Consider the following 21,363-nt stretch of genomic DNA (forward strand, 5'->3'; position numbering starts at 1 on the left):
TCGTCGTCGTCCACGTGCTCGATCTTGAATTCTTCAGGGTAGGGTTGCTTGTTCGTCATGGCACCTCCTATTGGGCCTCAGGTTTGAGGCTCGAAGGTGTCTACTGAACCCGGGTCGATTCACCCGCTGTCGGTGGAATGGGAGCAAAGTTGGCCCGCTGTCGGTGAAAACTAGGGGGCTCCTCAGAGCGGAATAGGGTTACTTCCACTTTGCGGGTCAAGTTTGCTGCCGTCGGTCAGCGCTGCTCGGCGCCGCTATCGTCGCGTTGCAATACGCGAACAATAATTTATACGATGTATATTATGTAAATAAAAGGCCACAAAGAGGCAGGATCAAAATCCTGCCCCGTTTCAGTTGCGGTGAATCAGCAGCGTTTCGTAGACGTAGTTCTGCAACAAGGCCTGGTGTGTTGCGTCGATGTCGAGGAAGTTGATGCCGTAGGTATAGACGGTATAGAACGCCCCGCCGTCCGGTGCCGTGCCAACGGCCTGTTGCACGCTACGGATCGAGGCCGTCGTCGAAATGCCGACATCCTCGTTCTGCGACTGAACAAGAATAGAGAAATTGATCTCGATGGTGTCGCCGACCGCACCCAGCGGATTCGGTGTCGACACGAGTGCCCCAGACAGACTGATGTCCGACAGCGTCGCCTCTTTCACCACTTCGCGGTTGGTGGGGTTGACCACACGCACCGGAATATTGGCCTTGACACGTACGGCCTTGCGCAGCCCGACTTTCTGGATGTTCGTCGGGAACGACAGCAGCATGAGTGGTCGTGGTTTGCTCAACACGGCCTCGATGCGCGCGTCGAAGGTGAACACCGATACCCCTGAAAACACGCGCAGTGCGACATCCGCCCCAGCCGCCGTTTCGACCGGCTTGCCATCTTGCTGCGGCACCTGCATCAAAAGATAGTCATCCACCACAAAGCCGATCAGCGATGTGTACTGCACCGTTGGACTGCTCGCCTGTTTCGGCATGATTTGCAGGCGGACGCCGACCTGCAGGTTCATGTCCTCAAACTCGATCTTTGCCTTTTTACTCATCTCGGTGTTGAAATTTGGGTGGAGCCGCCTGAGACTGCCTTGCACCGTCATCTGTTCAAAAACCACGCAGTTTACGCGCGCGTGTCGCACAGTTCATGGTACTAGTTGGAGTGTATGCGGAATGCTCTCCGGCGCCATGCGCAAAAGTCGATAGTCCGTGTGCGACCATTCCTTCTTCATGTCACGGTAGCGACTTGAAAACACCAGCCCGCTTTGCCCGGTCTGGTACATGAATTGGCTGCGTTCGAGGTCCGCGAGGTCATAGATCGCGCGCAGAGACGCCGCGTGGCGGCTGGCGAACGGGGTCTTGGCGTCATTGGGCCAGTACTGCCCCACGTTGACGGTGAAAGTGTCGCCGCCCGTGGGAACCCGCACGTCGAACCAGCGCGCCAGCAGATCGACATTGCCGAAAGGCCGGTGGACGCTCAACGCCATGTGGGCCTCGTCCCAGCGCCAACGCGAGGGGTCGTCTCCGTAGAGTTTTGACAGCCTGTCCAGAGCACGCGTGAGTGCCCGACCGGCCTGATCGACGCAGCCGCCCGGTGCGCACCACCACGCGTCGTCTGCCGCGAGCGCGGTTTCGATCGTGCTGCGGAAATGTCGTTTGCCATACAACGCATCGAAACGCACCTGTCCCAGCCGGGGCACCAGGAGGCTACGTGTCAATTCATCAACCCATACCGAGAACACCAGCGCGGCGGCGCTGTCGCCGCGCATGTCGCCATTGAAATCTCGCAGCATGCGCTGCACGCCCAGGGCCAACGGATGGCCGGACGGGGCCCTGCGCAGATACGGCAGCAACCGCTGGGTGGCAAGGGAAACGGTGTCGCCCTGCAGCAGCGCCATGCTTCGTGCGTCGTGGCGCGGCGTTGCGGCCAGCCGCTCGACGATGCGGTCGAAACGGTAGGGCACGGCCCAATCCTGCCCCATGAAGTACGGGTAGCCCGGCGGTGTCACGCGCTGGTTGGCATTCGCGATCCAGGCGGGCTGGGCGCCCTCGCCCGCTCCGTGCTCGGGGGTCTCGGCGTAGGGCAACCAGCCAGCCCATTCGTAGCGAGGATCCCAGCCGGGTGCGGGCGCGATGCCCCGGATGTCGTTGTCAGGCCGCCGCAATGGCACGCGGCCCACGGCTTTGTAGGCAATGCGGCCGGCCGTGTCGGCCATCATCACGTTCTGCATCGGCGAGTGGTAGTCCGAGAAGGCAGCCAGCAACTCGGCGACAGTGCCCGCCTCGTTGACGCGCTGCATGGCCAGGGCTGTCTTGTTGTCCGCCTCCAGGGCCGTCCAGCGCAGTGCCAGCACATAGCGCCTCAGGTCGATCAACTTGGCATGTGCGCTCTGCGCATCGCTGAGGACGGGCCCGTGGCGCGTGCTGCGCACCGTGTGCTGGACATCCGGCTGTCCTTTCACGCGAATGGTCTCCACGCGCTGATCGAACCGGGCCCAGGCTGCTTGGCCCTGGACATCCTCCACGCGGTAAGACATCGGATCGTCCGGCTTGATCTGCTCGATGTACAGATCCTGCACATCGGGCCCGGTGTTCGTGAAGCCCCAGGCGGCGGTGCGCGTGCGGCCGAGCACCACGAAAGGCAGTCCGGGCAAGGTGGCGCCGATCACGTCGAGCTTCGGAGCCTGCAGGCGTGCGAAGTACCAGATGGCCGGCGCGCTGAGCCCAAGGTGAGGATCGTTGGCGAGCAAGGGTTTGCCGGATGCCGTGTTGCTGCCGTTGACGACCCAGGCATTGCTGCCCTTGCCTTCGGAAAGGCCGGCATCGCGCACGAAGGCTGCCGACCAGCGGCGCGCGGCGTCGTCGAGCAGGCGCGCCGTGAGCGGCACGCTGTCCGACGCGCGTGAAGTCTTCGGGCTGGGCTGCGGTTCGGTGCGGTAGATGCCCAGCTGACGGTACAGCGCAGCGAAATCCACTGCGGAGGCTGGCGGCTCACCAGGGTAAGGCGGAAACAGCTCCCACAGCCGGGCCGTGTCCACGGCCTGGGCCGCAGACAGTCGTGCGAACTCGGTGCCCCAGTTGCCGCCCAAATCCAGAGCCATCATCAGCGACCAGCCGATGCAATCCACTGCTTCCCACGCCTTGCCACTCTGGCCCGGGCGCACACCCAGCACCAGGAATTCCGGCTGCAAGGCCTGTGGCCGGTTCGTGTAGAAGGACTGGATCCCCTCGCTGTAGGCTTCCAGTGCGGCGCGGGCCTCGGGCGGCATGCGCTCGAGTTGGCGCTGCGCGGCCTGCATGATGCCCAGCGTGCGCATCAGCTTGTCGGTCTCCAGGGTGGCTTCGCCCAGAACCTCGGACAGCGTGCCGCGCATCACGCGCCGGTTGAACTCCAGTTGCCAGCCGCGCTCCTGTGCATGCACGAAGCCCAGCGCGAACCAGGCGTCCCGTGCCGTCGCCGCCTTGATGTGCGTGACATCGGAAGCATCCCGCTCCACGGTGACCGCGCTCCGCAGGCCCTGCGCGCGCAGCGTGCCGTCCAGTTGCGGAAAACTGCGCCACACGTACATGCCCAGAACCAGCAGGCCGGTCAGGACGACGAACAGCAGAACGGCGCCGAGGCGCTTGAACCATCGCATCAAAGATCCCTCGCGGTAGCAGGGTCAGCGTTGTGTGCTGCCGTTGATGGAGAACGCCACGGTCGGCGCGCTGAGATCGCCGTGCGGCACGCCCAGGGCAATTTCTCCCGTGCCATGGAGCTGGCATTCGTCGCGCCGCAGTGCAACTTCCGAATCGCTGCCGGAGAACCGCACCCAGGTGCCGAAGCTGCTGAGATCGACCAGCACGAAGCCGCCGCTGCGGGCTTCGATGCGTGCATGCAGACGGGACACCCGTGGATCGTTGACGACAACCTCGGCATGCTCGTTCCTGCCCAGGTGCACCGGCAACTCCCTCGCGTGAAAACTCAGCGAGAGATCCAGATGCTGCAACTGGATGCGACTCGACGCAGATGCGTCGGCCATCGCTGGCCGCGCGAGCACGGCCTGCTGGGTCAGGAAGTCGGAAGCAATGTCTTCCTCCCATTCCACCTTGAACAGCGCGAGCGGCTCGGCCTTGCCGCGCAGCGTGACCGAACCCAGGGTGCGAAAGCGCAGGCCCTGGCCTTCATCGACGCCATCGACCACGGACGCGGTGGCCCAGATCTCGCTGCCTCCGGCCAGATCACTCAGGCGTGCCGCCACGTTCACGGCGTCGCCGTAACAGTCGCCATCGACCTCCACCACATCGCCGCTGGCCACGCCTGCCTTGATCTCCATGCGCAGGGGCTCAGGCCATTGCTCCAGCCGGATGCGGTGTCCGCGCTGCATCTGGACGACAGCGTCGGCTGCATCGACGGGTTGTTCGAAGATGGCCAGGATGCCATCGCCCAGTGTCTTGACCACGCGTCCGCGGTGGGCCTCGCAGATGGCGCCGATCCACTGCGTCAGCCGCGTGATGGTCGCCGTCGCCTTCTCGTTGCCCAACGTCTCGAAGAACGCCGTGCTGTCCGAAAGGTCTGCAAAAACAACCGTGGCCTGAACGCCCATGGTGCTGCGGGGGGGAATGGCGGGAAGATGCCCGCAGTGTAGGGGAAGTCGCCGGCCGCGGGCTCAATGCGCGTGGCCGTGCCCTTCGTGTGCGTGCTGCCCATGGCCGTGGTGGTCGCCATCCAGATGCCCCCAGAAGAGCAACGCCTCGCGGTTCTCCACCACCATCTGCACCTTCGCGCCGACCGGCAGCAGCACCTTGGTGGGCACATGGCCGAACGGCATCTGGGTGAAGACCGGCACCTTGATCTGGCTGCGCAGCCAGGCAACCACGGTGGTCAGACGGAAGTTGCGGTCGTGCGCCACCGTCTGGTATCCCGTGAACTGGCCCAGCACCACGGCCTTCTGGCGGGCCAGGACGCCGGCATGCAACAGCTGCGTGAGCATGCGTTCGATCCGGTACGGGTGCTCGTTCACGTCCTCCAGGAACAGGACGCCGCCGCGCACGTCGGGGAGATAGGGCGTGCCGACCAATCCGCTCAGCACGGCCAGGTTGCCGCCCCACAGCGTGGCATCGCGCACAGCCCAAGACGGCGGCACATCTTCGGCCGGCGCCGTGCCGCGGCGCGCGCGCGATGCCGGCATCGGATCGTCGCGGCCGATGCGCCAGCCCGTGCCCTCGCCCTGCCCCAGCAGCAGATCGTCGAAGCAAGCCTGCATGATCTCGTCAGGCTCGTCCTCGCCGCCGAAATCTCCGCACAGCGCAGGCCCGGCCCAGCTGATGCCGCCAGCGCGCGCCAGCAACGCCAGTTGCAGGGCCGTGAAGTCGCTGTGGCCGACAAGGCGCAGCCCGCGCGCCGCGGCACGCGCCAGCACCGGATAGCGGATGCGGTCCAGGATGCGCGTGAGGCCATAGCCGCCCCGCGAGATCAGGGCGATGTCCGCGCCGCTCGCCGCGGCGCGGTGTAGCGCGGCCAGCCGCGTGTCGTCGTCACCGGCAAAGCGCATGTGGCTCTTGAGCGCGGCCTCGTCGATCTCGACCGCATGGCCTTGTGCGCGCAGGCGCTGCACTGCGCGTTTGAACGCGGCTTTGTCGCGCACGGCGCCAGCTGGGGAATAGATGTAGATGTGCTTGGAATTCACGGGCGGGAGTATCCCACTGCGAATCCGTCGAGCAGTTGGCGGGCCAGCGTGGCACTTCCACTGGCGGCGGCCGGCGGCTGTGCCGCGGGCCAGTCGGGCACCTCCCATGTGTCCGTCGTCCAGCGCAGGAACGCGCGTGGCCCGGCGCGGTGGCCCGCGTCGGGGAACGGCGCGTCAGCTGCATCCTTGCGCGGCTCCTGCTGCAGCAACTGCACGGCCTGCCGTGCCTGGGCGTGTTGCCACTTCGCCGGCCATGGCCCGCCATTCGGGCGCATCGCGACGGCCCCCGAGAAGCTGGCATCCACTGCGACCAGGCCTCGGTAGCGTGCCGGCGCACGCCGCGGCAGATCCAACGCCAGCAAACCTCCTAAACCCTGCAGCACCAGAACGATGTCGTGCAACTGGAGCGCCTGTACGAACTCATCGAGCACCGTGCGGTGCCAGGCGGGGCTGTGCGCCCCCTCCTTCTTCGGCTTGTCACTCATGCCGAAGCCCGGCAGGTCCACCGCAACGACGCGATGCCCGGCTTCGAGCCAGACCGGCAGCAGCGTGCGGAAGTTGTAGCTCCAGCCCTGGGCGCCGTGCACGCACAGCAGCGTCAGGGGGTCGGCATCGCCTTGCCCGCGCTCGTCCAGGTAGTGCATCGACAGGCCGGCCAGGCTCGGCAGGCTGCGGATGTACCGCCCTTGCCAGGGATAGTCCGCCAGTCCGGCGAAGCATCCGGCCGGCGTGCGCAGCGCATCCTCGCGCAAGGGCACGCGCGCGCCGGCCTGCGCCTGGCGCTGCTGCAGGAAGAAATCGCGCAACAGCGCGCCACAGGCCTCGCCCAGGACCCCGCCCCGCACGCTGGTGTGGTGGTTCAAGCCACCCCGGGCAAACAGGTCGACCACCGAGCCCGCAGCGCCGGTCTTCTGATCTGCCGCGCCATAGACCACGCGGGACACCCGTGCGTGCAGCATGGCACCGCTGCACATCACGCAAGGCTCCAGCGTGACGAACAGTTCGCAGTCCTCGAGTCGGTAGTTGCCCAGAGCTTGGGCCGCCGCCCGCAGTGCCACGATCTCCGCATGCGCCGTGGGATCGCACAGTGCGATCGGCGCGTTGGCGCCCGTACCGACCACCCTGCCCTGGTGCAGCACGACGGCGCCGACCGGCACCTCGCCCTGCGCAGCCGCGCGACGCGCCTGCTCCAGCGCGAGCGCCATGGCTTCATCGTCCGTCATGAACGAGGGCGGTGCGCTAACGGGGGGAGAAGCTTGAGCATCGACGGCATGGCGGATGTCCCAAGGAGCGAATGGGTGGTAGGACGTACTGGGGTCGAACCAGTGACAAACGGATTAAAAGTCCGCTGCTCTACCAACTGAGCTAACGTCCCACTGCTGTAAGCAGCAAAGCCAACGATTATAGCCAGACGAATCAGGCTTTTTGCACGCGCCTCGCAATTTGATCGAGAACCCAACCCGCCGCGCACTGGCCGAAGGTTGCCGTCACGCTGACCACGGATCCATAGCCATGGCAGTTCAGGCTACCGTCCCCTGTGATCGCGCAGGACGGATCGGGCGGTGCCACAGGCTCCCGGCTGAACACGCAGGCCACGCCCATGCGCTTGCCGTCGCGCGGCGCCTGGTGGTGCTTGCGCAAGCGCTGGCGCAGCTGGGCCAGCAGCGGATCGTGCGTGACGGCGGCCAGGTCGTCGATTTGCACTTCGTGCGCAAGCCGCTTGCCGCCGGCTGCCCCCACCCCGATGAACAGCTGGCGCCGTGCGGCCGCACCGCGGGCCCAGGCCGCCATCGCCGTCTTCGCGGCCACCTGGTCGCAGGCGTCGATGACGGCGTCGGCATCGGCCGGCAGCAGTCCCGGCCAGTTCTCAGGCGTCACGAAGTCGTCGACGACGTGGACCTGGCAGCCCGGGTGGATTTGCGCGATGCGCTCGCGCATGGCCAGCACCTTGGCCTGGCCCACCGTGCTGTCCAGCGCATGGATCTGGCGGTTGATGTTCGATTCGGCGATGTGGTCCATGTCGACCAGCGTGAGCTGCGCCACGCCGCTGCGGGCCAGGGCTTCGGCGGCCCAGGATCCGACGCCACCGATGCCCACCACGACGGCGTGCGCGCAGCGGATGGCGCCGGCACCGGCCATGCCGTAGAGCCGCTCCAGGCCACCGAAGCGCCGCGCCAGATCCGGTTCGTCTGGCGCGATCATGGCAAGCACTCCAGGCACCAGTTCCGACAACGCGAGACCAGCACGACACTGGCTGCACGGTTCGAAGCATTCCACCCACCATCGAAACCGTTCTCGCAGAAGCCGTGCGACGCCAGCACCCAGTCGTTCGAACTCTCCCGCGCTCGGATCACAATAGCAAAGTTCAAAAATAACTCCTCAGTTTCGCCGCCCGCCAACATTGCTTTGCAGGCGAGCAGGCATGCAGTTCGGTACCTTGCGTCGCGACCTTGGCGCACAACACCAACGAAGCTTCCATGTCGGCAAATTCAGGCCAGCGCCCTGCACTTCCGAGGCACTCGACACAGCCAATGCCCCACAGTATGCGGCTCGCGAGAGATCTGCGAACCGCAAGCTCCGGATAAAAGACCGTGAAGAACCGACCTTGAATCAAATATGCAAGAAGATAGAAAGAAGATCCATATCTTCAACAGTTTCATGAATCCCTATGGTGGCAGCGAGCAGGAAACGCTGTTTCTCTACGAAAATCTCAAAGAGGTCGCAGATGTGTCGATGTGGGCAGCGTCGTCCCGCGCTTCAAAGATACTCTTGGAAGAACACCAAATTCGCAAGATATCCGTCCTTTCCAGAAACGTTCCCCAAGGTGGCACCTACGTATTTGCGGGCGCGCACTGGAGGAACAAGGCGTGGCCGCTCTTCATCACTCCACCGGAGCGGCTGATTTACATTTTCAATACGTTCCATCCCAAAATCGCGGCTCTGATAGGAAAGCTTCCTTTCTGGCTACGATGGCCGGATGCGGAAATTGTTCTGATCAGCGAGTTCCAAAAGAACATTCTGGGGCTCGCAGGCGTGGTGCATCCTTCTCCGATCGACGCGTCGAGGTTCCTTCCCGCCGAAGCAGCTGATCGCCCATTCACGGTAGGCCGGATGAGTCGAGACACCGCCGACAAGCATCACGCCGAGGACAAAGACTTGTACTGCGCGCTGCTGGATATGGGCTGCCATCTCGAAATCCAAGGAGGCACCGTTCTTCAGGAGCAACTAGGCAGGAGGCCGAATTGCAACCTCCTCGCTGAAGGAACTTTTGCAGCAGAAGTATTTCTCAATCGCCTGGATGTCTTTTGCTACCGCAGCGGAACGCATGTGGAAACCTTTGGCCGAGTCGTGCTGGAGGCCATGGCATGTGCTCTACCCGTGGTCTGCCATGTTCACGGTGGTTACGCCGAGCATATTGAACACGGCGAGAACGGATTCTTGTTTCGCACGACGGCCGAGGCGGTCGACATCATCGGCACCTTGAAGGCCGATCCGGCGATGCGCCATCGCATTGGCGCACAAGCCCGCGCAACAGTCGAGAGACTATTTTCCCGCGATGCCTTGCGTAGGCGCACCAGATTTTATGTGGACCGACTGGAAAAACCAGAAGCGTCCAGCGCTCCTGGCCATGCGATTTGAATACTGAGGCGGCGCCACGACAGATGTCGTGGCGCCGTCGGTTCTTGCGCAAACTGCATCAACGCATCTTGGCCAGACGGTCCTTGGCAGCCGCGGCCGCTTCGGACTGCGGATAGACCTTGATGAGGTCTTCCAGCGTCTTGCGTGCGCCGCGCACTTCCTTGAGCTCCAGCTGGCAGTTGGCGATCGACAGCGCGGCCTCGGGTGCGCGCGGGTGGTTCGCGTCCGCCGTCAGCATGTTCTTGAAGTTGCCGATGGCAGCCTGGTAGTCGCGCGTGGCGTACTGGGCATTGCCCAGCCAGAACAAGGCCAGCGCGCGGTAGCCGCTCTGCGGGTAGCGCTTCATGAACTCGGTAAAGGCGGTGCCGGCGGGCGCGAAGTCACCCTTACGGAACACCGCCAGCGCGGCCTCGTAGTCGCGCGTCTCGGCCGGATCGGCCAGGAACTCGCGGCCGTCCACCGTCACCTTGGTCGGCTCGAACTTGCGCAGGCGCTCGTCCACGCCCTGGGCGATGTCCTTCTGGCGGCGCTGCATCTCGGCGACGTCGCGGGCCAGTTGTTCTTCTTGCCCACGTGACTTCGCCAGGTCGGCACGCAGAGCGTCGATCTGGGTCTGCAGGTCGAGCAGGCTGCGCCGCATCTGGGTGTTCTCATCGTTCACCCGGCGCAGTTCCTCCCCGGCCTTTTGCTGCGCGGCCTGCAGCGCATCGTGGCGCTGGCGCAGCTCCAGGATGGCGCGGCGCGCCTCGTCGTCGCCGAACAACGCGTGCGCCGGCATGCTGGCCAGCAGTGCCATGCCCAGGCAGGCCGCCGCGGCCGCGCGCGCGCCGGCACGCATCACTGCTGTCGTGCGCATGCGCTTCAACGGTAGGTGATTTCGGCGCGGCGGTTCTTGGCGTAGGCGGCCTCGTCAGAACCTTGCACCGCCGGCTTTTCCTTGCCGAAGCTCACGGCTTCCACCTGGTTGTCGCCGACACCCAGCAGCACGAGCGAGCGGCGAACGGCTTCGGCGCGCTTCTGGCCCAGGGCCAGGTTGTACTCGCGGCCGCCGCGCTCGTCGGTGTGGCCTTCGACCACGCTCTTGCGGTTGCGGTCGGCACGCAGGAAGCGGGCGTTGTTCTCGACCGTGGTCTGCTCGTTGGCTTCGATGCTGTAGCTGTCGTAGCCGAAGTACACGGTGCGTGCGCCAGCCGGGCCTGCGGCCAGGTCGTTGGACTTGCTCAGGTCCACGGGTGCCACGCTGCTCTGGCCGACGTTGCCGGCGCCAGCGCCTTGCGAGCCGATGGTCGAGGCCGACGTGCCAGCCTTGTCCTGGACCGGCACATCGTCCAGCTTCACGGGCGAACTGCAACCCACCAGAGCGGCGGCGACGATCGCGGTCAATACGAACTGCTTCATTTACACACTCCCCTTTTTGACAAAAAAACCGGTACTCAAGCCTTCAGGAACGGGCCCCAGTCGGGCTCGCGGATGTCGCCCGCCTGGCCGGCCAGGCGGGCCTTGATCTTGCCGTCCAACGTGGTGGTCATCAGCGCCTCGCGGCCATTCTGGACCGTGGCGTAGACCAGCAGCTTGCTGTTGGGCGCAAAGCTCGGGCGTTCGTCGGCGGTGGTGTCGGTGATGCCGGCCACGGTGGAGCTCGCCAGTTCCATGACCTGCAGCCGGAACGCGCCGCCGATGCGCGACACATAGGCCAGCCAGCGGCCATCCGGGCTCAGCGCCGGCGAGATGTTGTAGCTGCCGCTGAAGGTCACGCGCTCGGCCGCACCGCCGGACGCCGGCATGCGGTAGATCTGCGGCGCACCGCCACGGTCGCTGACGAAATACAGGCTCTTGCCGTCGGGCGAGAACGCAGGTTCGGTGTCGATGCTGTTGGACTGGGTCAGCCGGCGCGGTTCGCCGCCGTTGCTGTCGATCGCGTAGAGCTGCGAGCCGCCGTCGCGCGTGAGCGTCACGGCCAGCGTTCGGCCGTCCGGCGACCAGGCTGGCGCGCTGTTGGAGCCGCGGAAGTTGGCCACCAGCCGGCGCCGGCCGCTGGCGACGTCGTGCACGTAGACCACGGGCTTGCGCGACTCGAAGGACACATAGGCCAGTTGCTGGCCGGTTGGCGACCAAGCCGGCGAGATGATGGATTCGGGGCTGGCCAGCGCGGTCTGGCTGTTCTCGCCATCGGCATCGGCCACCCACAGCGTGTAGCGCTGGCCAGCCCGCGTCACGTAGGCGATGCGTGTGGAAAACACACCGCGTTCCCCCGTCAGCTTTTCGTAGACGTAGTCGGCGATGCGGTGGGCCGACAGGCGCAGGTCGGCCTGCACCACGCTGTAGCTCTGGCCGCCCAGGTCCTGGCCACGCACCACGTCCCACAGACGAAAGCGCACGTCGAAACGGCCATCGGCCAGCCGCGTCACGCTGCCGGTCAGCAAGGAGTCGGCGGCGCGCTGGCGCCACAGCGCCATGTCGGGCCGCGACGCCTCGTCGAGCGCGGCGCCGGAGACATCGACGCCGCGGAATTGGCCGCTGCGCTCGAGGTCGGCCTGCACGATGGCGGCAATCTTCTGGGGCGACTGGTCGTCGCCCCGGAAGGTGGCGACGGCAATGGGCAACTGGGTCAGGCCCACACCCGTGACTTCGACGCGAAACTGCGCCCAGGCGGGCAAGGCCCCGGCGAGCGCCAGCCCTGCAACACAGTGCCGACGTCGGGGAGAAAACTCGAATGGCATGGAGGAAATGTAATGAACGCGAGCCACTCGGGTCAGATCAACCCCAGGAAGTTCCCGTTCAAGGTTTCAAAATGTTGTGGGTGCAGCCAGCACCGATGGTGGGATCCACGATCCCTCCCACGCCATAGGACGGGAGCGCGATCGCATGCCCGACACAGCCTGCGGAATTGGCGGACACAAGCCCTGCGCGCAAGCGCTTCCACCCGCCGACGGCCGGCAGGCACGGGAATGGGAGGTGGCTAGGCACGGGAGGCGGTGACGAGACGGTGGCGGTAGCACCACAGCCAGCGAGGATAGCAGAGTCGGAAGGCGCGAATCCGCGCCGCTTGGCACCGATAATGCCGCGCCCGCGGTCGTGCCACGCCCGCGTTCGCGCACCGCCCTGCCCTCGATGGACCGTTCTTGAATCTACGTCTTGTTCTTGCATGCCTGATGGCCATGGCGGTCGGGCTTCCGATGGCGGTGGTGAGCATCTCCAAAGCCTTGCTCCTGGTCAGCGCGCTGGGCCTTGTACTGTGGCCCGCGCTGCACGGAAGGCGTGACCTTGCCGCAGCGCGGCTGCGCTCTCCACCGGTCCTGCTGGCGGCACTCGCCTTCCTGGCCTTGTCGCTGTTGTGGACCACGGCGCCCAGCGGCGAGGCGCTCGGCGCGCTGGGCAAGCATGCCAAGCTGCTGCTGATCCCTGTCCTCGTGCTGTTCCTGCGCACCCGGCGCGAGGCATTGATCGCGCTCGCCTGGTTCGTCGGCGCCCAGGTGTTCCTGCTGCTGAGTTCCTGGCTGCTGGTGCTGGGCGTGCCCGTGCCCTGGGCCACGGCCGACACGGCCACCATCGACCACGCCGTCTTCACGAACTACCTGGGCCAGTCCATCATGACGGCCACGCTGGCAGCCATCTGCTGGCACCTGCGCGGCTACCTGCCGCGGCCCTGGATGCGCCAGGCGGCGATCGCGGTGGCCGCACTCGGGCTGGCCAGTACCTTGTTGGTGATGCCGGGCCGCACCGGCCACCTGGTGGCCACCGCCGTGATCTCGCTGGCGCTGCTGTGGCTGCTTCCGCGGCGGATGCGCTTTCTTGGCGTGCTGGCGCCCATCGCCGTGGCGGCGCTGCTGCTGGTCGTCTCCGAACCCATGCGCTACCGCGCCGGCCTGGTGGTGGACGAGAGCCTGGCATTCGCCGAACGGGCCGAAACCCGGTCGTCCTCGGGCGAGCGGCTGAACTTCTGGCACCGCTCGGTCCAGGCCATCGCCGAACGCCCCTGGAGCGGCTTCGGCGTGGGCAGCTTCAACCAGCAGTACAGGCGCCTCGATGCAGGACGCGGCAACCCGTTTACCTACAGTGTCAGGAACCCGCACCAGGAGTTCCTCCTGTGGGGCGTGGAGGCCGGCGTCGGCGCGATGCTGCTACTGTGCGCATTGCTGTACTCCCTTTACCGCGACCTGTGCCTGGGCGAACGGCCTGCTGTGCGCGCCGGTGCCTCGGCCGTGGCCGCCCTGCTGATCTCCTGCATGTTCAATTCCATCCTGTTCGACGCGGCCATCGGTGATTTCTTCTGCGTCACCATCGGCCTGCTGATGGCGTTGAGTCTGCGCACCGCCCCGGAGCCGGCGCAGGCGACGGGCCGCGCCGCATGACCACCACTGCGAGCACATCCGCCCCCAAGGCCTCGATCGGCCAACGCCTGCGGCGCGTCTGGCCTTACTTCCGCTCCGCCCGCGCGGGTTGGGCGCTGCTGGTGCTGGCCACTGCCGTGGTCGCCGCGACGGAACCCATGATCCCGGCCCTGCTCAAGCCGCTGCTGGACCGCGGCTTCCAGCGCGACAGCCTGCCGCTGTGGGCGATCCCGGTCGCGCTGCTGGGCCTGTTCGGCCTGCGCGGGCTGGCGGCGTTCACAGCCAACTACGCGCTCGGCCGCATCGCCAACCAGGGCCTGCTGCAGCTGCGGCGCGAACTGTTCGCCAAGATCCTCTCCGGTGACCTGCGGCTGTTCCGCAGCCAGTCGGCCAGCTCGCTGGCCAACACCGTGGTCTACGAAGTGCAGACCGGCTCGCAGGTGCTGGTCGGCGCCATCATGGCTTTCTCGCGCGACAGCCTCACGCTGCTGGCGCTGGTCGGCTACCTGCTCTACCTGAACTGGAAGCTGACCCTGATCGTGGCCTTGCTGATCCCGGCGGTCGCCTGGGTCATGGGCGTGCTGTCGCGCCGGCTCTACAAGCTCACGCGGGCCAGCCAGAGCTCCACGGATGCGCTGGCCTACGTGGTCGAGGAAAACGTGCTGGCGCACCGCGATGTGCGACTGCAGTCCGCGCAAGCCTTGCAGCAGCAGCGCTTCAACGAACTCAGCGAGCGGCTGCGCCAGCTGTCGATGAAGTCCGTCGTGGCCTCCTCCACCATGTCGCCGCTCACCCAGATGCTGGTGGCCGTGGCCATGTCGGCCGTGATCGCCATTGCGCTGGTGCAAAGTGCCGACGACGGCACCTCGGTCGGCAGCTTCGTCGCCTTCATCACCGCGATGCTGCTGCTGGTGTCTCCGATCAAGCACCTGTCGGAAGTGGCCAACCCGATCACGCGCGGGCTGGCCGCCATCGAGCGGGCCCTGGAGCTCATGCAGCAGACCGAGGACGAGCGCGGTGGCAGCTTCAGCCTGCCGCGTGCGCGCGGCGACATCGCGCTCGAGGGCGTGACCGTGCAGTTCGACGGCAGCGGCCAGCCGGCCCTCGATGCCCTGGACCTGCGCGTCGCCGCCGGCGAGACCGTCGCCCTGGTCGGCGCCTCCGGTGCCGGCAAGACCACGCTCGTGAACCTGCTGCCGCGCTTCCTGGAACCCACCGCGGGCCGGGTGGCGCTGGACGGCCATGCGGTGCAGGACTGGGACGTGATGGCGCTGCGGCGCCAGTTCGCCGTCGTCAGCCAGCACGTGGTCATGCTCAACGACAGCGTGGCCGCCAACGTGGCGCTGGGCCAGCCGCTGGACCGCGAGCGGCTGGCGCGATGTCTGGTCGACGCCAACCTGGACAAACTGGTCGCCGAACTGCCGCAGGGCATGGACACGCTGGTCGGCCACAACGCTGCCCAGCTCTCCGGTGGCCAGCGCCAGCGCCTGGCGATCGCCCGTGCGCTCTACAAGGATGCACCCGTGCTGATCCTGGACGAGGCCACCTCGGCCCTGGACACCGAGTCCGAACGCGCCGTGCAGGCCGCGCTGCAGCGTTTGATGCAGGGCCGCACCACGCTGGTCATCGCCCACCGGCTGTCCACCGTACAGCACGCCGACCGCATCGTCGTCATGGAAGCCGGCCGCATCGTCGAGACCGGCTCCCACGCCGAACTGCTGGCGCGCGACGGCGCCTACGCCCGCCTGCACGGCCTGGGCCTGCCCGGGTGAGCGAACGCCGCAGCGACCCGGCATGGACCGTGGTGCTGGCCGGCGTGGCGGCCGCCCTGCATGTGGGCAAGCTGCCGCCGGCCCTGCCCGTGCTGCGCGAGGCGCTGGAGCTGTCGCTGGTGCAGGCCGGCTTCCTGCTCTCGCTGGTGCAGCTGGCCGGCATGGGCCTGGGCCTGGCGGTCGGCCTGGCGGGGGAGAGCCTGGGCCTCAAGCGCTGCATGGCCACGGGGCTGGTGCTGCTGAGCGCGGCCAGCCTGGCCGGCGGCTTCGCCCAGGACGCGACCGCCCTGCTCGTCCTGCGTGCGCTGGAGGGCTTCGGCTTCCTGCTGGCCGTCACGCCCGGCCCCAGCCTGATCCGCCGGGTCGCGGCGCCCGGCGAACTCGACGCCAAGCTCGGCTGGTGGGGTGCCTGCATGCCGCTGGGCACGGCCACGGCGCTGCTGGCCGGCCCCTGGCTGCTGCCGCGGCTGGGCTGGTCGGGCTGGTGGTGGCTGCTGGCCGCCCCGTCGTTGGCCATGGCGGCCCTGCTCTGGCTGGCGCTGCCGGCCGACGCGCGCAGCGCAGCCCCGGGGCGCGGCGCCTGGTCCGCGCGGCTGCGCCGCACGCTGGCCGCACCCGGGCCCTGGTTGCTGGGCGCCAGCTTCGCCATGTACGCCGGCCAGTGGCTGGCCGTGGTCGGTTTCCTGCCCACGGTGTTCGCGCAAGCCCAGGTCGGCGCCCAGCTGGCTGGCGCGCTGACGGCACTGGTGGCAGCCGTCAACATCGGCGGCAACATCGCCGCGGGCCGGCTGCTGCGCCGGGGCACAGCCCCGCGCAAGTTGCTGTGGACCGGCTTTTCCGCCATGGCACTGGGCGCCATGCTGGCCTTCCTGCCGGCGCTGGACGCCGGCCCTGCCGTCCGCACCGGCGCCGTGCTGCTGTTCTCACTGGTCGGCGGCCTGGTCCCGGCCACGTTGTTCGCGCTGTGTGTACGGCTGGCGCCAGGCAGCGACACCGTCGCCACCACCGTGGGCTGGATGCAGCAGTGCTCGGCGGTGGGGCAGTTCGCGCTGCCGCCGCTGGTCGGCTGGGTCGCACGGCTGGCGGGCGGCTGGCAATGGACCTGGGCGCTGACCGGGCTGTGCTGCGTGGCCGGCGCGCTGCTGGCTTGGCGCATGACTGCGACGCGGGGCTGACAGGCCTCGCCGACAATCCAGGCATGTCTTCGCCTTCTCCCAGCCTCAGCGTCGTCATCGCCGCCAAGAACGAGGCCCACCACATCGCCGACTGCGTGCGTTCGGCCAGCTTCGCCGACGAGATCCTGGTGCTGGACTCCGGCAGCACCGACGCCACCGCTGCCCTGGCGGCCGAACAGGGAGCACGCGTCGTTCCCACCGACTGGCCCGGCTACGGTCCGCAGCAGCAGCGCGGCATCGCCATGGCCCGCTGCGACTGGGTGCTGTCGCTCGATGCGGACGAACGCATCAGCCCCGAGCTGCAGGCCGAGATCCGTGCGGCCATCGCCTCCGGCGCCGCCGACGGCTACCGGCTGCCGCGCCTGTCCAGCTTCTGCGGCCAGTTCATCCACCACAGCGGCTGGCGGCCGGACTACACACTGCGTCTCGTGCGGCGCGAGAAAGCCGGCTTCACCGCGCACCTGCTGCACGCCCACATGACCGTGGACGGCACGCGGCAGGACCTGCGCCACAGCCTGGTCCACTACAGCTACCAGGACCTGGACGACGTGCTGGAGAAGCTCAACCGCTATTCCGCGGTCGGCGCACGCGACATGCAGGCGCGCGGCAAGAAGGCTTCGCTGGGCAGCGCCATCGTGCACGGCCTGTGGGCCTTCGTGCGGACCTACCTCGTGCGCCAAGGCTTCCGCGACGGGCGCGCGGGCTTCCTGATCGCCGTCTACAACGCCGAGACGACCTTCTACAAGTACCTCAAGCTCATGGCACTGAACACGCCCAGGCAACCGTAGGTGCCGCACAGTCGTTGCACCGAGTTGTAAAAGTTCTGTAAGGAGGTGCTGGTTTCGCAGGCCTCGTGCGTCATACACAGTAAGAGCACCTACCGAGGCGTGTGCCATCCGCGCGCCCTCCCGGTCTCCTGCCTGCCACGCATCTCCAGACGAGGACACCAACCGATGAACTTCCGCACCGCCGGGCGGCTTGCCGCCTGCGCCGCCGCCTTGCTGATCGCCAGCGCTGCACAGGCCGACTACCTCTGGCTGCAATCCGAAGGCGGGCGTGCCAAGGTCTACGTCGGCGAACTCGGCAAGCCGCTGGCGCAGCTTCCCGCGCTGGGCGACGCCAGGCCCGTCTTGCCCGAAGGCAAGACGCTGCCGCTGGAAACGGCCGCCAACCACTACGCCTTCCAGCCGCAGGCGGGCGACCTGCGCTTCACGGCCGTGCGCACCGGCGACGGCGTGCTGACCTACCTCCAGGCCCGCTTCGGGCGCGCCGAGACCAAGCCCCTCAACGACCTCGAGCTCGTGCCCACCGAGCCCGGCGGCAACCGCTTCCAGCTGTTCTTCAAGGGCCGGCCCGTGGCGGCCAGCCAGGTCCATGTGGAGACCAGCGAGGGCTGGCGCCGTGTGCTCGCGCCGGCGCAGGACGGCACCGTGGGTTTCACGCCGTGGATGCCGGGCCTGTACGTGCTGGAGGTCACGGCGCGCGTCAACAACGGCAGCGTCACGCTGGATGGCAAGACGTACGAGGACGTGCGCCACACCGCCACGCTGAGCTTCGAGGTGCCGCGCTGAACGCGCCGGTCGCCATGGGCACCACCGTGCTGCAGCGCCTGCGGGCTGCCGGGCTGCAGCCCACCGTCGCGCGCATCGGTTTGCTCCAGGTGCTGGAGTCCGCCGCACCCGGCTGCCTGAGCGCCGATGACCTGTTCCAGCACATGCTGCAGCGGGGCACGCGCGTCAGCGTAGGCACGGTCTACCGCGTGGTGCAGCAGTTGCTCGTGGCCGGCCTGTTGGTGCACGAATGGGATGGGCAGCGCCGCGCGCTCTACGGCATCAAGTCCGAGGGCGTCGATGCCCGGGTGGTGCGGCTGGTCTGCCGCCGCAGCGGCCGCACCGTCACGCTGGCCGATCCTGAACTGCGTGCACGGCTGCTGGCTGCGGCTGCGGCGCAGGGCCAGGATCTGCGAGGCCAGGCGCTCAGCGTGGTGGTTGATAGCCTCGTGCCGATGCCAGCCAGGACCACGCAACGGCCGCGGCTGGTCGCCTGATCCCAGGCGCGCCTGATGCGCGCCACCGCTCACCGCATCGGGGCGGCAACGGGCCAGGCACCGCCAGCGCGCTCAGCCCGGCACGGGCTCCGGCCGCAACCACAGCCAGCACAGCACGGCGGCCATGCATCCGCAGGCCAGCGCGCTCACCCACCAGCGGCTGCCGGCCCACAGCAAGATGGCCGCGCAGGCCGACATGGCCAGCGTGGCGTGCCACTTGGCACGCCGGCTCACACGGCCGCCGGCCTGCCAGTCGCGGATCAGCTGGCCGAACACCCTGTGGTCCAGCAGCCAGCGGTGCAGCCGGGGCGAGCTGCGCGCCGCCGCCCAGGCCGCGATCAGCACGAACACCGTGGTCGGCAGGCCCGGCACGAACAGGCCGACCACGCCCGTGGCCAGCGACACACAGGCCAGCAGCAGCAACAGCCAGCGCCACGGTGCAGGCAGAGGCTGCACGGCCGGCGCACCCGCTGCGGGGCTGTCACTGGAGCGCGGATCGTCGGTCGGCATGGCTGGGCTGCATTCTGGCCCAGCGCTCTTGGGCCGGAAACGGCGCGGACGGCCCACACAACACCGACTCGTCCAGAATGTCGAATGTCTTATCCTCAAAATTGATGAAATCCAAGACATGATCTCCACGGCTTCGCCTGCACCGCCAGCCCGCCGCCGCGGCCTCGCGTATTGGATTGCCATCGCTCTGGCCTGGGCCGTGCTGGTGGCCGTGGTGGTGCTGCTGCTCCTCGTGGAACGCTTTGCGGAACGCCACGCCGCGCGCACGGCCACGGCCGCGCTGGCGCAGATCGGCTGGCAGATGCGCGACCAGCTGGACCGCGGCATGGCCTACCGCTACGAGGAGTTGCGCATCCTCTCCGGCCTGCAGGACATGCAGCCGGGCCAACGGCCCGAGCAGCGGCGCGCCGTGCTGGAGCGCGTGCAGCAGAGCTTTCCGCTGTACGCCTGGATCGGCTATGTGCACCGTGACGGCCGCGTGGAGGCGGCCACCGGCGGGCTGCTCGAAGGCCAGGATGTGTCCAAGCGGCCCTGGTTTCAGGGCGGCGTGCAGGGCGCCTTCGTCGGGGATGTGCACGCCGCCCTGCTGCTGGAAAAGCTGCTGCCGCAGCAGCAGGAGCCGTGGCGTTTCGTCGACGTCGCCATGCCGGTCCGCGACGCGGGCGGCGGCCTGCAGGCCGTGCTGGGCGCGCACCTGAGCTGGGAATGGGCGCGCGACCTGCAGCGCAACCTGCTGGCGCAGGCCGAATCCGTCTACCAGGCACAGCTCTTCGTGGTCGATGCCAAACGCACGGTGCTGCTGGGCCCGGCCGGCACCGAAGGCAAGCCGCTGGATTTGCCCGCCGTCGGCGAACTGCGTGCCGCCGCGGGCGCCGCCATGCGTCACTGGGGCGACGGCCGGCACTACGCGACGGCCATCGTGCCCACCGTGGGCCAGGACAACTACCCCGGCCTGGGCTGGGTGGTGGTGGTGCGCCAGGCCGAACAGGAGGCCTTCGCCGACTACCACCAGCTGCAGCGCGAGATGGTCATCGGCGGCATCGCCGTATGCCTGCTGGCCGCACTGTGCGCGCCGCTGGCGGCCCAGCGGCTGACGCGGCCCCTGCACCGGCTGACGCAGGCGGTCGGTGCGCGCCGCGCTGGCCAGGCCAGGCCGATTCCGCTGCAGACGGCCTACCGCGAGGTCGAACTGTTGTCGCGCGCGCTGGCCGATGCAGACGCGCGCGAGGCGCATGACCGCGCCGAACTCGAGCAGGTCAACGCCGGGCTGGAAGCGCGCATCGCCGAACGCACGGCCCAGATCCGCGCCAGCCAGGCCCAACTGCACACCATCACCGACAACATTCCCGCGCTGGTGGCCGATGTCGACCGCACGCTGCGCTACCGCTTTGCCAACCGCGCCTACCTGGACTGGTTCGGCAAGGACCCGGACGCGTTGATCGGCGAGACCATGGAATCCCTCTACGGCGAGGCCGCCGTGCGCCTGTGGCAGCCCGAACTGGCCCGCGTGCTGCAGGGTGAGCGCGTGCAGTTCGAGCGTAGCATGGTGGTGCGCGGCCAGCGCCAGCACAGCACGGCCATCTACCTGCCCTACCGCAATGGGCAAGGCCAGGTCGACGGCTTCCATGCGCTGGTCTTCGACACCACGGCCAGCAAGGAGCTGGAACTGCGGCTGGAGAGCGAAGCCACCCGCGACGCGCTGACCGGCCTGCCCAACCGCCGCCTGCTGCAACGCAACCTGCCTGCTGCGCTGGCGCGCTCGGAGCGCCAGGGCCACAGCCTGGCCTTGCTGTTCCTGGACCTGAACGGTTTCAAAGCCGTCAACGACACACACGGCCACGAGGCCGGCGACGAACTGCTGCGCCAGGTCGGTCAGCGCCTGGTGGCTGCCGTGCGCGTCACCGACACGGTGGCGCGGCTGGCTGGGGACGAGTACGTGGTGCTGCTCGAGCCGGTCGGCGATCCGCTGGCCGACCCCGCCGCCGTGGCCGCCAAGATCGATGCCACCATCGCCGCGCCCTTCGTGCTCGAGGCGGCCACGGTGCAGGTCTCCGTCAGCATCGGCAGCGCGGTCTACCAGCCGCGTTGCGGCATATCGGCCGACGAATTGCTCTCGGGTGCCGACAGCGCGATGTACGCCGCCAAGCGCTCCGGCCGCAAGCCGATGTGAAACAAGGTGTCTGTGGGCCTTGCGCGGGCGGCGCCGGTCCCCATGTCCTGGGCAAC

18 protein-coding genes and 1 tRNA gene are annotated in these 21,363 nt (G+C 67.7%); 8 read left to right on the forward strand and 11 right to left on the reverse strand.

Going from position 1 to position 21,363, the window contains the following annotated elements:
* Window positions 1-350 precede the first annotated feature (350 nt).
* The 7 genes from ASF45_RS18605 to ASF45_RS18635 all read right to left on the reverse strand — a co-directional run bounded on the left by ASF45_RS18605 (window position 351) and on the right by ASF45_RS18635 (window position 7,865).
* Window positions 351-1,013 (reverse strand): flagellar brake protein, encoded by a 663-nt coding sequence (locus tag ASF45_RS18605; RefSeq protein ID WP_162244031.1) that lies wholly within the window; start codon window positions 1,011-1,013, stop codon window positions 351-353.
* Between the two features lie 126 nt (window positions 1,014-1,139).
* Complete coding sequence (locus tag ASF45_RS18610; protein ID WP_056665943.1) at window positions 1,140-3,632, reverse strand: penicillin acylase family protein; 2,493 nt, start codon at window positions 3,630-3,632, stop codon at window positions 1,140-1,142.
* A gap of 24 nt (window positions 3,633-3,656) precedes the next feature.
* Window positions 3,657-4,580, reverse strand: a complete 924-nt coding sequence (locus tag ASF45_RS18615) for an adenylate/guanylate cyclase domain-containing protein (RefSeq protein ID WP_056665946.1) — start codon at window positions 4,578-4,580, stop codon at window positions 3,657-3,659.
* 63 nt (window positions 4,581-4,643) lie between these two features.
* Window positions 4,644-5,663, reverse strand: coding sequence for an LD-carboxypeptidase (locus ASF45_RS18620; RefSeq protein ID WP_063887720.1), 1,020 nt, complete (start codon window positions 5,661-5,663; stop codon window positions 4,644-4,646).
* Window positions 5,660-6,886 carry a tRNA adenosine(34) deaminase TadA gene (gene tadA / locus ASF45_RS18625; protein ID WP_056665949.1) on the reverse strand — a complete coding sequence of 409 codons (1,227 nt, stop codon included), beginning with the start codon at window positions 6,884-6,886 and terminating at the stop codon, window positions 5,660-5,662. Before tadA ends, ASF45_RS18620 begins: the two co-directional genes overlap by 4 nt.
* Window positions 6,887-6,962: 76 nt before the next feature.
* A tRNA-Lys gene (locus tag ASF45_RS18630) sits at window positions 6,963-7,038 on the reverse strand.
* Between the two features lie 41 nt (window positions 7,039-7,079).
* A complete protein-coding gene (locus tag ASF45_RS18635; RefSeq protein WP_056665952.1) occupies window positions 7,080-7,865 on the reverse strand; it encodes a ThiF family adenylyltransferase in 786 nt (261 codons plus the stop codon).
* A gap of 414 nt (window positions 7,866-8,279) precedes the next feature.
* On the opposite strand from ASF45_RS18635, the gene ASF45_RS34685 reads away from it, so the two are divergent.
* Entirely contained in the window at window positions 8,280-9,302 is a 1,023-nt protein-coding gene (locus tag ASF45_RS34685) for a glycosyltransferase family 4 protein (RefSeq protein WP_082551121.1), read from the forward strand.
* A gap of 58 nt (window positions 9,303-9,360) precedes the next feature.
* Here ASF45_RS34685 and ybgF read toward each other — a convergent pair whose 3' ends face one another.
* From ybgF to tolB, 3 genes are read right to left on the reverse strand one after another with little or no spacing between them, the layout of a single operon-like run.
* Window positions 9,361-10,158 carry a tol-pal system protein YbgF gene (ybgF, locus tag ASF45_RS18640; RefSeq protein WP_082551122.1) on the reverse strand — a complete coding sequence of 266 codons (798 nt, stop codon included), beginning with the start codon at window positions 10,156-10,158 and terminating at the stop codon, window positions 9,361-9,363.
* Between the two features lie 5 nt (window positions 10,159-10,163).
* Window positions 10,164-10,700, reverse strand: coding sequence for a peptidoglycan-associated lipoprotein Pal (gene pal / locus ASF45_RS18645; protein WP_056665958.1), 537 nt, complete (start codon window positions 10,698-10,700; stop codon window positions 10,164-10,166).
* A 35-nt stretch (window positions 10,701-10,735) separates the two neighbouring features.
* Window positions 10,736-12,022: a Tol-Pal system beta propeller repeat protein TolB gene (tolB, locus tag ASF45_RS18650; RefSeq protein ID WP_056665961.1), complete on the reverse strand. Its 1,287-nt coding sequence runs from the start codon at window positions 12,020-12,022 to the stop codon at window positions 10,736-10,738.
* Window positions 12,023-12,487: 465 nt separating this feature from the next.
* Between tolB and ASF45_RS18655 the strand changes: the two genes are divergently transcribed.
* From ASF45_RS18655 to ASF45_RS18680, 6 genes are all read left to right on the forward strand, one after another.
* Window positions 12,488-13,654, forward strand: a complete 1,167-nt coding sequence (locus ASF45_RS18655; protein WP_162244032.1) for an O-antigen ligase — start codon at window positions 12,488-12,490, stop codon at window positions 13,652-13,654.
* Window positions 13,651-15,405 (forward strand): lipid A export permease/ATP-binding protein MsbA, encoded by a 1,755-nt coding sequence (gene msbA, locus ASF45_RS18660; RefSeq protein WP_056665968.1) that lies wholly within the window; start codon window positions 13,651-13,653, stop codon window positions 15,403-15,405. The genes ASF45_RS18655 and msbA overlap by 4 nt, the downstream gene beginning before the upstream one ends.
* Window positions 15,402-16,580, forward strand: a complete 1,179-nt coding sequence (locus ASF45_RS18665) for a CynX/NimT family MFS transporter (protein ID WP_200932178.1) — start codon at window positions 15,402-15,404, stop codon at window positions 16,578-16,580. Before msbA ends, ASF45_RS18665 begins: the two co-directional genes overlap by 4 nt.
* A gap of 23 nt (window positions 16,581-16,603) precedes the next feature.
* The gene (locus ASF45_RS18670) at window positions 16,604-17,368 is read left to right on the forward strand and encodes a glycosyltransferase family 2 protein (protein WP_056666951.1); all 765 of its coding nucleotides are present in this window, start codon (window positions 16,604-16,606) and stop codon (window positions 17,366-17,368) included.
* A 165-nt stretch (window positions 17,369-17,533) separates the two neighbouring features.
* Entirely contained in the window at window positions 17,534-18,151 is a 618-nt protein-coding gene (locus ASF45_RS18675) for a hypothetical protein (RefSeq protein WP_056665971.1), read from the forward strand.
* Window positions 18,152-18,165: 14 nt separating this feature from the next.
* On the forward strand, window positions 18,166-18,627 hold the full coding sequence (locus tag ASF45_RS18680; protein WP_056665974.1) for a Fur family transcriptional regulator: 462 nt from the start codon (window positions 18,166-18,168) through the stop codon (window positions 18,625-18,627).
* A 72-nt stretch (window positions 18,628-18,699) separates the two neighbouring features.
* Here ASF45_RS18680 and ASF45_RS18685 read toward each other — a convergent pair whose 3' ends face one another.
* Entirely contained in the window at window positions 18,700-19,137 is a 438-nt protein-coding gene (locus tag ASF45_RS18685) for a YbaN family protein (RefSeq protein ID WP_056665977.1), read from the reverse strand.
* A 118-nt stretch (window positions 19,138-19,255) separates the two neighbouring features.
* Between ASF45_RS18685 and ASF45_RS18690 the strand changes: the two genes are divergently transcribed.
* Entirely contained in the window at window positions 19,256-21,307 is a 2,052-nt protein-coding gene (locus ASF45_RS18690) for a diguanylate cyclase domain-containing protein (RefSeq protein WP_056665979.1), read from the forward strand.
* Window positions 21,308-21,363: the final 56 nt, after the last annotated feature.

The sequence above is a fragment of the Pseudorhodoferax sp. Leaf265 genome, from assembly GCF_001422365.1.
Taxonomy (GTDB): Bacteria; Pseudomonadota; Gammaproteobacteria; order Burkholderiales; family Burkholderiaceae_C; genus Pseudorhodoferax.